Annotated in this window: 10 protein-coding genes, 1 tRNA gene and 1 pseudogene; 3 read left to right on the top strand and 9 right to left on the bottom strand. The window is 62.0% G+C overall.

The annotated features are described in order from the left end of the window. Positions 1 to 35: 35 nt before the first annotated feature. Together leuS and J0X27_RS03525 are read right to left on the bottom strand one after the other, a co-directional pair. Positions 36 to 2,837 carry a leucine--tRNA ligase gene (leuS, locus tag J0X27_RS03530; RefSeq protein WP_207271077.1) on the bottom strand — a complete coding sequence of 934 codons (2,802 nt, stop codon included), beginning with the start codon at positions 2,835 to 2,837 and terminating at the stop codon, positions 36 to 38. Between the two features lie 192 nt (positions 2,838 to 3,029). Continuing rightward, the gene (locus J0X27_RS03525; protein ID WP_207271076.1) at positions 3,030 to 3,491 is read right to left on the bottom strand and encodes an SPW repeat protein; all 462 of its coding nucleotides are present in this window, start codon (positions 3,489 to 3,491) and stop codon (positions 3,030 to 3,032) included. 280 nt (positions 3,492 to 3,771) lie between these two features. Here J0X27_RS03525 and J0X27_RS03520 point away from each other — a divergent pair, with 280 nt between their 5' ends. Further along, the gene (locus J0X27_RS03520; protein ID WP_207271075.1) at positions 3,772 to 4,656 is read left to right on the top strand and encodes an IS1595 family transposase; all 885 of its coding nucleotides are present in this window, start codon (positions 3,772 to 3,774) and stop codon (positions 4,654 to 4,656) included. A gap of 362 nt (positions 4,657 to 5,018) precedes the next feature. Here J0X27_RS03520 and J0X27_RS03515 read toward each other — a convergent pair. From J0X27_RS03515 to J0X27_RS03495, 5 genes and pseudogenes are all read right to left on the bottom strand, one after another. Further along, a tRNA-Gln gene (locus J0X27_RS03515) sits at positions 5,019 to 5,121 on the bottom strand. Between the two features lie 35 nt (positions 5,122 to 5,156). Next, a pseudogene (locus J0X27_RS03510) lies at positions 5,157 to 5,777 on the bottom strand (HNH endonuclease). Positions 5,778 to 5,864: 87 nt separating this feature from the next. Further along, a complete protein-coding gene (locus tag J0X27_RS03505; RefSeq protein ID WP_207271074.1) occupies positions 5,865 to 7,010 on the bottom strand; it encodes a pyridoxal phosphate-dependent aminotransferase in 1,146 nt (381 codons plus the stop codon). After that, positions 7,007 to 7,441: a 6,7-dimethyl-8-ribityllumazine synthase gene (ribH, locus tag J0X27_RS03500; RefSeq protein WP_207271073.1), complete on the bottom strand. Its 435-nt coding sequence runs from the start codon at positions 7,439 to 7,441 to the stop codon at positions 7,007 to 7,009. Before ribH ends, J0X27_RS03505 begins: the two co-directional genes overlap by 4 nt. Positions 7,442 to 7,567: 126 nt before the next feature. Beyond that, positions 7,568 to 10,810 (bottom strand): type 2 lanthipeptide synthetase LanM family protein, encoded by a 3,243-nt coding sequence (locus J0X27_RS03495; protein WP_207271072.1) that lies wholly within the window; start codon positions 10,808 to 10,810, stop codon positions 7,568 to 7,570. Positions 10,811 to 11,056: 246 nt separating this feature from the next. On the opposite strand from J0X27_RS03495, the gene J0X27_RS03490 reads away from it, so the two are divergent. Beyond that, the gene (locus tag J0X27_RS03490; RefSeq protein ID WP_207271071.1) at positions 11,057 to 11,437 is read left to right on the top strand and encodes an SHOCT domain-containing protein; all 381 of its coding nucleotides are present in this window, start codon (positions 11,057 to 11,059) and stop codon (positions 11,435 to 11,437) included. Positions 11,438 to 11,521: 84 nt separating this feature from the next. On the opposite strand, the gene J0X27_RS03485 is transcribed toward J0X27_RS03490, so the two are convergent. Beyond that, positions 11,522 to 12,298, bottom strand: coding sequence for an ABC transporter permease family protein (locus tag J0X27_RS03485; RefSeq protein WP_207271070.1), 777 nt, complete (start codon positions 12,296 to 12,298; stop codon positions 11,522 to 11,524). Between the two features lie 4 nt (positions 12,299 to 12,302). Then, positions 12,303 to 13,316: an ABC transporter ATP-binding protein gene (locus J0X27_RS03480; RefSeq protein ID WP_207271069.1), complete on the bottom strand. Its 1,014-nt coding sequence runs from the start codon at positions 13,314 to 13,316 to the stop codon at positions 12,303 to 12,305. Between the two features lie 184 nt (positions 13,317 to 13,500). On the opposite strand from J0X27_RS03480, the gene J0X27_RS03475 reads away from it, so the two are divergent. Then, positions 13,501 to 13,662: a hypothetical protein gene (locus tag J0X27_RS03475; protein ID WP_207271068.1), complete on the top strand. Its 162-nt coding sequence runs from the start codon at positions 13,501 to 13,503 to the stop codon at positions 13,660 to 13,662. Positions 13,663 to 14,059: the final 397 nt, after the last annotated feature.

Genomic DNA, 14,059 nt, shown 5'->3' with positions numbered 1-14,059 from the left:
GAGCGGCCCCGACGCCGAATACGACCCCGACGGCGTCAACTGATCTGGATCGCGGGTTTGCCGGGCCGGGCTTTGGTCGCCTGTTCGCCGTCGTCGGTCGCCCGGCGGACCGTCACCTCGGCACCGAACTCGTCGGTGACGAGCCACGACGCACGGTCGAGGATCGCACGTTCGCGATCCGCCGCGAGCACGTACCCGCTGTCCCCGCCATCGCGGGTCGCCAGTTCGCCGACGAAGGCCCCGACAGCGGCCCGGTCGGCATCGATCTCGAGCGTCTCGTCCGCGAGCACGCGATCGACGACCGCATCGACGTCGACGGTGCCGGCTCCATCGGCATCGTCGGCGGTGACGGCCTCGTCGACCAGTTCGGCGGCCCGGTATTTCCACTCGCGAGCGACGACCAGTTCGATCCGCTCGGGTTCGTCGATCGCCGCCACGTCGACGATATCACGGACGTCCTCGAGGGTCCGATCGACGAGTTGGCGTTCGCGCTGGTAGGCCGAGGCGTCGCGTTCGGGCGCGGGCCAGTCGGCTTCGACGGCGAGGCCCTCGCCCCGGAGTTTGTTCCAGAGTTCCTCGCCGAGATGGGGTGCCATGGGGGCGATCAACGCAGCGAGCGTCAGCAGGCCGCGCCGGTAGATCTCACCGTGTGGTCGGTCGTACTCGCGATACCGCCTGAGCAGGCGGGCGAGCTCCTGAATCTCGGTCGCGGCGCGGTGGAAGCGGAATCGCTCGTACTCGTCGGTAACTGCAGCGATCGTTCGGTCGATCTCTCGGGCGACGTAGTCGTCGTGCTCGCGCTCCTCGAGGCGGGCGTCGCCCGCCTCGACGAAGGCGGTCGCCATTCGGTAGAGCGTTTGCTGGAGGTCGTACGCGCCACGAACGTTGTTCGCGGTCCACTCGAAGTCCTGTTCGGGGTGGGCCGCCGAGAGCACGAACAGCCGCGTCGTCTCCGCACCGTACTCCTCGGGCGCGACGACGTTCCCCCTGGAACTGGACATCTTTTCGCCGTCGTAGAGCACCGTCCCCTGGCTCATGAGTTCCCGAATGGGCTCCCGTCGCTCGAGGAGGCCGAGATCGGCCAGTGCCTTCGTGAAAAACCGGGTGTACAGCAGGTGGAGGATGGCGTGTTCGTCGCCGCCGACGTAGACGTCGACGGGCAGCCACTCGTTCGCGAGGTCGGTGTCGAAGGGGGCGTCCGCGAGGTCGGGCGAGAGAAAGCGCAGGTAGTACCACGAGGAGTCGACGAACGTGTCCATCGTGTCCGTCTCGCGGCGTGCCGGGTCGCCACACTCGGGGCAAGTCGTTCGGTTCCACTCCTCGGCCGCGTCTAGGGGATTGCCCGTCGTCCGGACGAACTCCGGAAGCTCGACCGGGAGGTCCTCGTCCGGCACCGGAACGCGCCCGCAATCGTCACAGTGGACCATCGGGATCGGCGTCCCCCAGTAGCGCTGTCGGGAGATCAGCCAGTCCCGGAGCCGGTAGGTGACGTCGTCCTCGAGGGCGTCGTGGGCCGCCACGAGCCGTTCGCCGGCCGTCCCGCTCTCGAGGCCGTCGTACTCGCCGCTGTTCTCGAGGATCCCCTCGCCGGTATAGGCCTCGCGTTCGACGTCGGTCTCGACGGACTCGTCCTCGGGGACGATCACGCGCTCGATCGGCAGCCCGTGTTCGCGTGCGAACGTGTGGTCGCGCTCGTTGTGGCCGGGAACGCCCATCACGGCACCGGTACCGACGTCCTCGAGGACGTAACCGGCGACGTAGACGGGCAGTTCCTCGCCGGTCAGCGGGTGGATCGCGGTCGCGTCCGTTTCGACGCCCGAGAAACCGACCTCGTCCGGATCCCGCTCGCGGACCGTCTCGACGTACTCGGCGACGGTCTCACGGGCCGCCGGCCCGTTCGACTCGTCGGCAGACCCACGTTCCTCGTCTCCCTCGGCCAGCGCTCGAGCCAGTTCGTGTCCCGGCGACACCGCGAGGTAGGTCGCGCCGTAGATCGTCTCCGGGCGAGTACTGAACACGTCGACGAGGTCGCCCTCGTCGCCACCAGCAGCGTCACCGACCCCGGTCACTTCGAACGTGATCCGTGCCCCTTCCTGCCGGCCGATCCAGTTGCGCTGGATCTCGCGGACGCCATCGGGCCAGCCCTCGAGCTCGTCGAGTCCGTCGTGGAGCTCCTCGGCGTAGTCGGTGATCGTGAAGAACCACTGGTCGAGTTCGCGCCGCCCGACGGGCGTCTCACACCGCCAGCAGACCCGTTCGCTGCCGTTGCTCGCGGCATCGCCGCTCGCCCCATCCGAGGACTCGCTGCGCTCGTTCTCGCGCTCGACGACCTGGGCGTCGGCCAGCACCGTCTCGCAGTCGGGACACCAGTTGACCGCCGCCGCCTCGTACTCGACGAGCCCCGCCTCGTAGAGACGCTTGAACAGCCACTGATTCCACCGGTAGTAGTCGGGCTCGCAGGTCGTGATCTCTCGAGACCAGTCGTAGCCAAAGCCCATCGTCTCGAGTTCCTCGCGCATGCGCCGGATACACGCCTGCGTCCAGGACTCGGGGTCGGTTTTGCGCTCGAAGGCGGCGTTCTCGGCCGGCAGCCCGAACGCGTCCCACCCCATCGGGTGGAGGACGTCGTCGCCTTGCATGCGACGATAGCGCGAGTAGGCGTCCGTGATCGCGTAGTTGCGGACGTGCCCCATGTGGAGCGTGCCCGACGTGTAGGGAAACATCCCGAGGACGTAGGTGGGATCGGCGGCGTCCTCGTCGAGTTCGTAGACGTCGTCGCGCTCCCAGACGTACTGCCAAAACTCCTGTATCTGCGCGTGATCGTAATGACTCGTCATTGTCGGCGAGGTCCGTTGGGTCCCACTCTGTGGGCCGGCTATATCATTGTTCGGCCGTCCACGTGATTCGCCGCTCCCAACGGAACGCACCGTCGGGTCGCCGATCGATGCCACCTCGAGCGACACGTGGTCCACGAAACGACCGTGCGGTAGTCGTGCCCCGATCGTGAAAAAACCGTTCCGCGGGTGGACTTATCGCGTTCCGGCAGCCGTTCCTCGCGGCACGTCACGGCCCGCAGTGTAGGCGATGTACGCCGACAGTACCGCGCCGAGGAGTCCCGACACGACGTTACTCCAGGCCAGTCCCTGACTGGCGGCCTCGAGGCCGTTCATCGCGAACTGGCCGTCTATCGCGAACTGCGAGACCATCAGCCACAGCGCCAACAGCGCGACGAAGGACATGACGCCGGCGCTGGTCGCATACCCGTTGGTGATCCGATAGTAGTTGTATCCCGCGAGCAGGAAGATCGCGCCGCCGATCAGCAGGTTGTTCCACAGCATGGACTGGGCCGCCTCGTAGACGAATGGCGAGACGGCCAGCCACAGGCCGATCAGGGAGACGAGGCCGCTCAGCCACTTCTTCCCTGCCGGCTCGCCTTGCTCGCGAGCGTGCGGTTCACCGGTCGACGGGTCGTTGGTCGTGGATTGGCTCATGCTTCCCTCGAGTGTCGCTACCACGATAGCGCTGATAAAGCGCGACGACCGTTCCACCCAGCCGCCGGAAAATCGGCTCCGAGACCGCCCGTTCCTGGACCCGTCAATGACGCGTGAGAGGGTCCAAAACCTGCTTTACGACTCCCCAATAGGCGACTTGCGAGACTCCCTCAGAGAGGGTAACGAAGTACGCTCATCCGTAGGAGATTGTTGATACTGCTGAGCGGTCGCTGTGAAGTCAAAGAGGACAAGGGCACCGCGTCAGCGGTGCCCGACACGAATGATTCCACTCGATGTGTTTGGGTCGGAATCGGTCGCAGCGGACCTGTTGCAGCAGGTTCGCTGGCGTGACGGTGTTACCTGTCCCCGCTGCCGTTCTGACCGAACGGTCAGAAACGGCAGCTACAGAGAGTTCCAACGGTATCTCTGTAAGGATTGCGACCGCACGTTCAACGACAAGACGGGCACGATTTTCGCTCACTCGAAGGTTGTACTCCGCCGGTGGCTGTTCTCGATCTACGCGTTTCTCCGGTTTAACACGAGTCTCCGACAACTCCAGTGCGAAATCGAGGTCACACACAAAACGATGCACCGGCGCATCGAGCGCTTCGCCAGAGCGCTCGATGCGCCTTCTCTCGATCTTGTCGGCCCGGTCGAAATCGATGAAGTGTACGTTTCTGCCGGGAAGAAAGGCCGCGAGCGCGACCAGGAGTCGCGCTCGCGTGGCCTGTCCACGCGTGGGCGAGGTTCATACGACGGCGACAAGCCACCCGTGTTCATTCTCGCTGATCGCGGCACAGGACAGCGGTACGTAATCCCAGCGAAAGCCGCCAACGAGTCGACGATTCGACTCCTCTTGGCAGACCGCCAAGAGGAGTCGTTGACTGTCTATACTGACGGCTTTCGAGCGTACGAGCCACTCGAAGCGGACGACGCATTCACCCGTGAATACGTCGTCCACGGTGACGGTGAATACGCCGACGAAGAGGTCCACGTCAATACCTGCGAGAGCCACGCGTCGCTGACGCGACGGTGGCTCTCGCCGCATCGAGGTATCTCGAAAGATAAGCTGACACAGTATCTCAGAGCGTTCCAGCTTCGCCGAGAACTATATCGAAAACCGGGACGAGACGCACTCAAACACGCTATTCGAGCAACACTCTGAAATCAACAATGAACTACGCAAGAGCGAACGAAGTATTACCGTCCGCCTGCCCGCAGCCGCGTATCCTGTCGAGACCGCTCCCGACAGTTCGTCGTCCGAGGGTGGGGTGGCCGTTCCTCTCGCCTCTCAGCGATGGCACCTACGGTGTCCGACAGTCGATATCCACGGGCTGAGAGACGCCGACGAGTCGCTCTCTGCCCTCTCTCGATTCGGGGGCCCACCACGGTGGACGTCCTCGAGGTGCGGGAATCCACGAGATTGAGTATCCGAGTGCGCGTCCACTCGGGCTTCCGGTGGACTGTGTCCGGGGACGATCGAATGGGTTCCGTATCACCGAGAACAAAACATCACTAACAGTAATATAGTCCCGGGCGGATTCGAACCGCCGTCATGGGCTGTCTTCCGTGACGGAACGAACCGAACACGTCCAAAGGCCCATATGATTGGCCACTACACCACGGGACTTCACTTCCGGAGTAGGGAACCGGCGCACAATAGTGTTACTTTTCTCCGGCGGGTGAAACGGTTATCCGTCCCTCTTCAGCGCGTCGATGGCAGCTTCGACAGAGGGAAATCACGTTCTCCACCGTGTGCGTCTTCGGGATGATCGAACGATCGAACTGGCTGTAGGTGGTGTACGTCCGGGTTCCGATCGAGTTCCGCGCGATCACTACCACAGTGTTGATACTCGTAGTCCTCTCGCTCGAGCGCCTGCCGTCGAATCCGCCACCACGTGCGACCGTATTCGATCGGCCCGCCCTCACACTGGTGGTGATCCGGTCCGACGACGTTCTCCGACAGCCAGTCGCCGTAACAGCCGAGCGTACAGAAGGATCCCCGCTTCTGTTCGTCGATCCTCGCGGAACGCACTTCGAGGTCGTCGCCACACGCCTGGCAGTGAACCGTTTCTCTGTCGCCTTTCACGACGAGTTGTCCGGAAGCAATCCTTCGGCGGCGTCAATACAGTCCTCGCAGAACTCGCGCCGCGCTTTCGGATCGTAGAACCCGAGCCCACAGCCGCGACACGTCCGATTCGGAAGCGGATCGTCGTGTGCCTTCGTATGGTACTGTCGCGTTCCTCGTTCGGTGGTCAGGTATTTCCCGCGCGTCGGACAGTCCACCCGGGGGGTGGCCTCGCCTCCGGATATAAAATCGCGGCTGCTCAGGAACGAGAGAACGCGAAATCGGGTCCGATCGGCCGGGAGACGTTATAGGTAGCCTTCCTCGGCCAGCCGCTCGATACCCTCCTCGAGTCGCTCTTCGCTCGCCGCATACGAGATCCGCGCGTAGCCGGGAGTGCCAAAGGCGCTTCCCGGGACGGTCGCGACGTGGGCGTCCTCGATCGCCCCCTCACACCACGCTTGGTCGTCGTCATCTACCGGCACCATTATGTAGAACGCGCCCTCGGGCACGGCGACGTCGACGCCGTGATCGTCGAGGAGGTCGGCGACCAGATCGCGGCGCTGTTCGAAGGCCTCGACCATCTCCGTGACGGCGTCCTCGGTCTCGAGCGCCTCGAGACCGGCGTGTTGGACGAAGTTCACCGCCGAGGAGACCGAGTGGCTGTGGAGTTTGCCGGCCTGATCGATCAGCTCCTCGGGGCCGGCGAAGTAGCCCAGCCGCCAGCCGGTCATCGAGTAGGCTTTCGAGAAGCCGTTGACCGTGATCGTGCGGTCTGCCATCCCCTCGAGCGTGCCGAGACTCGTGGGTTCGACGCCGTAGGCGATCTCCTTGTAGATCTCGTCGGAGATGACGGTGATGTCGTGTTCGACGGCCAGATCGCGGACGCCCTCCAGGGCCGCGTCGGAGTAGACGGCACCGGTGGGGTTCGACGGCGAGTTGACGATCAGCAGCTCGGTCTCGTCGGAGACGGCGGTCGCGAGGTCGTCGAGTGCCGGCTCGAGCTGGAACTCGTGTGCGGAGAGGTCGATCCGGGTGAGATCGCCGCCAGCCATCTTGACCATGGCCTCGTAGGAGACCCACGCGGGGTCGAGCAGGGCGACCTCGTCGCCGTCTTCGACGAGCGCCTGCACGATCTCGTAGAGGGCCTGCTTCGCGCCGGGCGTGACGATGATCTCGTCCGCGGTGTGATCGAGGCCGTCGTCGGCCAGTTTGTCGGCGATGGCCTCGCGCAACTCGAGGATGCCCGCGGAGGTCGTGTAGCCGGTGTGGCCGGCGTCCATCGCGTCCTTGCCCGCTCCCACGATATTCTCGGGCGTAGGGAAGTCGGGCTCGCCGACGGAGAGGTCGACGACGTCTGCGCCCTCGGCCTCGAGTTCGGTGGCGAGTGCGGAGATCGCAAGCGTTGCGGACGGTTCGACTCGGCTGACGCGGTCGGTGAATTCCATCGTCATTGCTGGGAATCGGTCGCTGGACTGGGATCGGGTAGTTCGTCGACGAGATCGAGCGCCCCGTCGACGGCCGTGGCCGCGTTCTCGACGCGTTCGCGCGATTCGGCGGCGGACATGCCGGGCCCGGTTACGCCGAGGGTCACGGGCGTGTCACGCTCGAGACTCACGTCGGAGAGTCGCTGGGCGGTGGCGTCGGTGATCACCTGATCGTGATCTGTATCGCCGGTGATGACGGTGCCGATCACGGCGACAGCGTCGACTCCTTCGCGGCGAGCGAGCCGGTCGGCTGCCAGGGGCGCGTCGTACACCCCCGGCACGTGGACCGTCTCGTACACCTCCGCACCCGCGGCGTTGGCCGCCTCGAGTGCCTCCTGCTCCATCTGCTCGGTGATCGGTCGGTTGAATTCCGCGACCACCAGTCCGAGCGTGGTCATAGGCGACCGGTGGGGAGGGCGGGTAAAAGAGGTACCGTTCTTCGCGGACGACGGCACGTGAGCCAGCCAGCCGACACCTTCGTATCGATGTCCGCCGGTCGACGCCGTCGTCACCGGCTCACGGCCTCACTCGAAGAGAAGGACGCACGGGAGCGACTCCGACTCTACGACCCGCAGTAGCGTGTACGAGATACCCGCGAGACCGCCGAGAAACGATGGATTGGCGAGATATGTCTGTTCGTCTGACGTACGGAAAGTTCCGTTCGTCGCCTTCCGGGCGAGACAGCCCTCCAGTGCCGTTTCCGGGGTCTCCACGCGACGCTCGGTGCGTCTCGCGGTGGCGTTGAGAAACTCGACGCGGCCGCAGTTCCCGTCGGCGAGGTCGTCTACCGGTAACAATTCATCGGCGTCTATCCCGTCGAGGGCTCGCGAAAGATCGCGTTCAACGAGTTCGTGATCGGTCGCCGCCCGCATCCCGAGTCGCGAGAGACCGATTCCGGTGCGGCCGTAACTCCATCGATCGGTGAACTCGTCATCGACCCAAGGCCGGCGATCCCGCCAGTTCGAGGCTCTTTCGGAGTACTGCTGTGCCTCGAATTCGACGGCTTCTATCGCCGCGGACAGATAGGCCTCGTCGCCGGTCGCTTCGTACAACCGCGTGAGCGAGTACGCGATTCCGCTGGCTCCGTGTAGGAATCCGGTCAGAGGCGGACACTCGTCGATCGTGTGCCATACGCGGTATCCTCCCTCGGATTCGGATCGGTTGGCGAGCAACTCGTCGCCACACTCGGTTGCGATCGACACGAGCTCGTCGGATTCGTACCGCTCGTCGAGCGCGAGGAGGCCGAGGATTGTCCCCGCCGCCCCTCCGGCGACGTCGTACTGTGTATCGGGGCCGACCGCGTCCGTCCCTATCGACCGGGCGGCCTGAACACCCGTTCGGAGCGTCGCTTCGTCGCCGAGCATCGCCCCGACCGTCGCGATTCCGTAGATCACGGATCCGATACCGGTCACTCCACCGTGTTTCGACATCGACGGCGTGACCTGAGCGGATCGAACCGAGCGAAGAGTCGGTTCGATCACGTCCCGCGCGACGGTCGCGTAGCGATCCTCGCCGGTAAGTTGGTACAGACTGGCAGATAGAAGTGCGACGCCACCGGTCCCGACGTGCAGCGTCTCGTCGAACGGATGAATCGTCAGTCGATCGGTCGTGTCGATCGACTCTATCCACGTCCAGTTCAGTTCCTCACTTTCCCGCGACGAGCCGAGTCGACGAATCCGCTCGAATAGCGCCGCCGCTTCGGACCGAAGCGATGTCTCGTCGATGGACGATTCGTCGGGTCGAATCGCGCCACCGAGATCCGGCGATGGATCCGGTTTCGCTCCGAGCGCTCCTCGGATCAACTCGAGTTGCGTGTTCATGTCCGCGATCGAAGCCGATTCGATCCGGTCTCGGCTTCGACTGATCCCGGACGTTCCGGCGTCGACTCCCGTCGGTTCACCCCCGAATTCGATCTCCGTTCGATCGGTTTCAGACGTGAACCGGGGCGGATCCAGTCGTCGCAGTTCGACTCGCTCAGAATCGTAGAGTTTCCACGGAACGTCCCCGGAAACGGTTCCGTCGCAGAACGGAACCGCCAACTCCTCCATCGCCACACCGAACCGGAACCCGTCACTGAGCGAGGCTCGCGAACACAACTTCTGCAGAAGGGTCGCGTACACCTGCGTCGGTCTGTACACGATTCTGTTTTCGACCCCCGAGAACCGATCGAACAGTTCGATCTCGTCGAACAGCGCTCCTGAATCTCGCAACTCGAGTATGGATCTGTACGTCTCTTCGAATCCAGTGGTGACCGCCGTCACGTACTCGTCGGGCGGCCGTCCGCGGCCGTCTACCTTCGGTACGTTATCGCTCCGATCGATGGCTGGATGGTCGCGTTCGACCGCCATCACGTCGGTGTTGACGGCCGTGATGTGAGGCGAACTGACGTGGGTTAGCGTCGCGTCGTCGTCGGAGATACCGATTCCGGCCATCAGTGCAGACGTATCACCACCGCCGAGTTCGGCCATCGAACCGCCGATCTCGTAGGGCAACAGGAGGCTCAACAGAACGTTGTTCCGGACGAAGCGCTGAACGCCGGTCGGCATCGGGGAGCGGTCGGGGCCGATATACGGGTGGAAAATCGTCTCAGCGTCGACGAGTGCGGGAGTCGAGCCCGCACTAACCAGATTCTCGAGGTGACAGTCGGTGAACTCGAAGAAGTACGTGAGGCAACTGAGAGCACCGGCTCGGCGGTAATAGCGTTCGACATCGCGTTCGGTTCGACAGTCGCGTCGCTCGATCCACTCCATCCACCCGTATCCGTCCCGACGCACGTACGTCGGTTCGATCCCCATCGTGACCGGCAACTGCTCGTCGAGATCCGCGAGGGTATCGTAGAACGCCGCACCGGCCCCAACGCTTCGAGGCTTGTATGCGACCGTGACGCCCGATTCGAACTCCACGCGCATTATCGCACGCCCATCGCCGTGCGTGTCGTCCGCGAGGGAGTAAATTTCGACGACATCGCCGAGGTCGCCGTCCTCGGTAAAGCGCTCCGCGAGCAGTTCCCGGTCGGCTTGCAGGCGGCGACTGAACTCTTCGAGATGCTCGTCCCACTGTCTGATCTGAGTCGTGAGGAGTCTAGCGAAAACCGGATATTCCAGACAGAGAGACGGGAACGCACCGGAAAAGAGCGCCTCGATGAACTGATCGTAGTACGTCGTTGGTCGCTCCGAGAACTCGTCAGGGTCCGCACGAGCCAACGCTTGATCGTGTGCGGCGACGTAGGTCTTAAATTCGACGTACAGTATTCGTGAAAATCTCGTCTCGAACCGTACTCGAAACCACTCCTGCATGATCCCGATCGTGTCGTCGGATAACACCTCAAGGGCCACGTCGCCGAGTTGCTCCCGGGCGTACTCCGCAACGACTGCCGAAAGCGCACCGAACGGTTTCTCTCGTTCGTTGTGAACCCATTGCTCCGGATTCGGGATCAAGTTCTCCGGAAATTCGTCCGGAGAGTGCGACTCGATCGCTGCTGCGAGCGCGTCCAATCGATCGACCCAGGCGGGTATCTCCTCGCCTTCGGCCAGCGTATCGACGCACGCCGCTCGCCGTAGCTCGTCCTGCGAGAACTCCTCGCGGTCGAGTCGTCGGTGGAACGATTCATCGTCCGGATATCGTTCGCGCCACGCTTCGACGAGATCGTCGGCCGTGGCGTCGTCGATATCGTACTCGAACGCATCCGGGTCGGAGAGTCGTTCGAGGAGGGTTCGAGACTGTGCTGCGATTCGCCGCTGCTCCGTTTCGCTGAATATCTTGCTCATAGTGTTCCGATGATCTCTCGACACCAATCGTGATTTATTTCTAATTAGTGTACACCTCATACATAAGTAGCTGGGGTAGAAATACTACTCGAGGTATATGATTTAACGCCCCCAAGTACCGGTTTGGCGGATCGCGTCGTGTACGCCGGTGGTCTTTTCGGGTTTCGCTCCCGTCACCGCGTTCGATTCACGACGGTTGGGTACTGAGCGACAAATTTTTCATCGGTAATTACGTAACGCAAGATAATGGACAAGGGGAGCGAAATCGGACTCTTCGCCGCTGCTCTCGGGATTCCACTCGTCCTCCTCTTTGCACTCCTGGGTTCGATCCTGGCCGCAGCACTCGCGTTCACACTCGTAGTGGGTCTTTGCGTCTCGTTCGTGGTCGCGGGACGGCTCGCGGACAAGTCTCGGTCGGAATCCGAGTCGGACGAGTCTCCCGAGCGAAACGCGACCGATTCACTCGAGACCCTCCGAGACCGATATGCACGCGGCGAACTCACCGAATCGGAGTTCGAGCGACGAGTCGAAACGGTCCTCGACACCGAGTCGTCGCGCTCGAGCAACGAGACCCCGAGCCGGGCCGACGAAGACGCCGACCGCGAGCCCGAGTTCGATCGAGCCTAATTCTTCCGTCCCGGCAGTCTCGGTGCGAGTCGAGTCGTAAGCGGGGACGCGACGACGGACCGGTTGTGAGGGTCCGTTGGGACTTCAGTAGTGGCCCATGATGCCGCGCTTGCGGGTTCGTTCGACGAATCGTCCAAAAATAACGTATCCGACGACGAGATACCCGACGCTACTCCCCACGAGAGCCGTCAACTCGAGCAGCGAAAACTCCCACAGTCGAGTCCCGTCCGTCATCGCTCGCATCAACAGGTCGCTCCCGAAACTCAACGGAAGGAAGACCAGAATCGGTCCCTGCACCGCTCCCGGGGCCGCGATAAGCCCCACGAAACCGAACTGGAGCAACTGCTGAACGTTCTCGATTCGCTTGTACAGCAAGGAGAGTCCGGCGATGAAGTAGCCGATCCCGACTGCCGGAAGGATCGTCATGACGAGCAGGGGAACGATCGTGACGAGGTCGACCGTGAGGGATCGGCCGGTGGTCACGAGCATCAGTCCCAGCAACCCGATCGCCAGCCCGATGCTGACGACGATGTTGAAGACCGTCTTGACCCCGAGTACGTGACCAATACCAAACGGAGACATGTACAACTGCTCGAGCGTTCCCCACTGCGCTTCTTGCATGATGCTCCGCGCGACGTCGAAGTACGCAGCACTCGCGGCCAGAAACAGGAAGAATCCGATGACGACAGTATCGAGGGCGCTATCGATGCTGTTACCGCCGACCGTTTGCCCGCCGAAAAAGACCATTGCAAACATGAGGTAGACACCAAAGAGCATCAGAACCGTGTTGAGCCAGTAGCGTTTGAGCAGGATCAACTGCTTTTCGAAGACCGCGATCAGCAGTCTCCGATGACCGGACATCCGATCACACCTCCCCGTCGTCGATAATGCGCAGGAAGATGTCTTCGAGGTCCGGTTCGACGGTATCGACTGACACGAACGTCGTCGACGACTCCCGAAGAACGTCCATCAACGCGTAGAACTCGTTTCCTCGCACGCTGGTCGTCTCGAAGCGGTGTTGGTCGCCGTGTTCGGCCCACCGAGTGGCACCGAATCGTTCGGTCAGTTCAGTCCGTACGTCGGGGGACAGTCGGCCCCGGACGGTGATACGAAAGGTCTGGGTGTGAAATACGTCAAGGAGATTCTCGACGGTGTCGTTGGCGAGTATCTCACCGTCATTCAGAATGATCACGCGATCGCAGACCGCTTCTATTACTTGCATATCGTGACTCGAGAGGAGTACCGTTCGCCCGTCGCGAGTGACCAGTTGCCGGAGCTCGCGACGTAACTCTAACGAACTCTCGACATCGAGGCCGAGCGTCGGCTCGTCGAGAAACACGACTGGTGTTTCCCGGACGAGCGTACACGCCAGCGACGCCTTTTGTTTCATTCCGCGTGAGAGTTCGTTTACCGGAGTGTCGGCTTTCGACTCGAGTCCGACCTGCGAAATTATCCGACCGACCCGGTTCGGGTCAGCCGGTTCGTCTCCGAGTCGGGCGAAAAACCGCACGTTTTCACGAACGGTCAGTCGCCAGTAGATGTTTCGCGCTCCCTCAAGCATCGCTGCTACCGACCGATACACCATCTCGGATGACTTTTCGACGTCGGTGCCACAGAGTCGAGCGACACCGTCACTGGGTTGGATTAGGCCCAGAAGCATTTTGATGGTCGTCGTTTTCCCGGCACCGTTGGGTCCGAGCAGACCGACGACGGTTCCCGCTTCAATCTCGAACGAGAGTTGGTCTACCGCGGTAACGGTATCCGAGCCGGTTCCGTACGATTTCGTTAACCCGTCGACCGACACGACCGTCTCGGACCGGCCATGGGAGACGGGTTCGCCTCGCGGATGCCGATTCGAAGCTTCTGTCTTTCCGCCCATGTATAAAATTATAGAACAGACCATATTTAATACTTATTGGTAGAATAACTTCGTCAAATGACGACGGAGCGTGAAGACGAGTGATAGTGGTCGACACGACGGACCGATGCACCTACCGCCCATCGTTTTTCCTATCATTTTATAGAATGATTTAAGATTCCTGGTGTATATTTTCTAATCGGTTATGTCAGTTGCAAACCCCGATGTAGACGTAACCAGTGGCCCAGAGACACTGAAGAACCAGTTCGACTCGGCGTTCGAACCGGAAACGGATTCGAGTCCGGCCGTCCAGTTGACGACGTGGACGACCGTCACCACGACGACCACAACCGGGACGGCCGACTGACCCAGCAGACCGCTCTCCGGTTACGGTTGTGCTGGGAATTATAATATCTTATTATATAGTAAAAAGATTTAATATCTATTCCGTATAATAGTATATTGGCTATGTCCACAGTTCAGAATACGATTGGCGGTTTCGAAGCAACGAAAGCCGAATTTGATTCGGAGTTCGATATTCGCGAACTCGCACCGATCCGAGCCGACGATACGATTACGACCACGACGACGGTGACCGTCACGACCACAACGAGTGCGCCGTTTTCCTGTAGCTGCTGAACTGAAACACCGACCAGCCAAATCACGTTTCTTTGCTCCAGCGCTCGTCGAACGAGCGCGGTAGCGACGGGTACCGACGACACGGTCGAACCCTCTCGACGTCGGGCCCGAGTCGAGTTCGGAGC

It is taken from the genome of Natrinema longum, assembly GCF_017352095.1.
GTDB classification, from domain to species: Archaea; Halobacteriota; Halobacteria; order Halobacteriales; family Natrialbaceae; genus Natrinema; species Natrinema longum.
This window is presented reverse-complemented; position numbering and strand designations above follow the sequence as displayed.

Excerpts from the sequence above, each read along its gene's own strand:
- J0X27_RS03475 (WP_207271068.1), top strand. The coding sequence starts at position 13,501 with ATGTCAGTTGCAAACCCCGATGTAGACGTAACCAGTGGCCCAGAGACA.
- J0X27_RS03525 (WP_207271076.1), bottom strand. The coding sequence starts at position 3,491 with ATGAGCCAATCCACGACCAACGACCCGTCGACCGGTGAACCGCACGCT.
- J0X27_RS03505 (WP_207271074.1), bottom strand. The coding sequence starts at position 7,010 with ATGACGATGGAATTCACCGACCGCGTCAGCCGAGTCGAACCGTCCGCA.
- J0X27_RS03485 (WP_207271070.1), bottom strand. The coding sequence starts at position 12,298 with ATGTCCGGTCATCGGAGACTGCTGATCGCGGTCTTCGAAAAGCAGTTG.
- J0X27_RS03480 (WP_207271069.1), bottom strand. The coding sequence starts at position 13,316 with ATGGGCGGAAAGACAGAAGCTTCGAATCGGCATCCGCGAGGCGAACCC.
- J0X27_RS03495 (WP_207271072.1), bottom strand. The coding sequence starts at position 10,810 with ATGAGCAAGATATTCAGCGAAACGGAGCAGCGGCGAATCGCAGCACAG.
- leuS (WP_207271077.1), bottom strand. The coding sequence starts at position 2,837 with ATGACGAGTCATTACGATCACGCGCAGATACAGGAGTTTTGGCAGTAC.
- J0X27_RS03520 (WP_207271075.1), top strand. The coding sequence starts at position 3,772 with ATGATTCCACTCGATGTGTTTGGGTCGGAATCGGTCGCAGCGGACCTG.
- ribH (WP_207271073.1), bottom strand. The coding sequence starts at position 7,441 with ATGACCACGCTCGGACTGGTGGTCGCGGAATTCAACCGACCGATCACC.
- J0X27_RS03490 (WP_207271071.1), top strand. The coding sequence starts at position 11,057 with ATGGACAAGGGGAGCGAAATCGGACTCTTCGCCGCTGCTCTCGGGATT.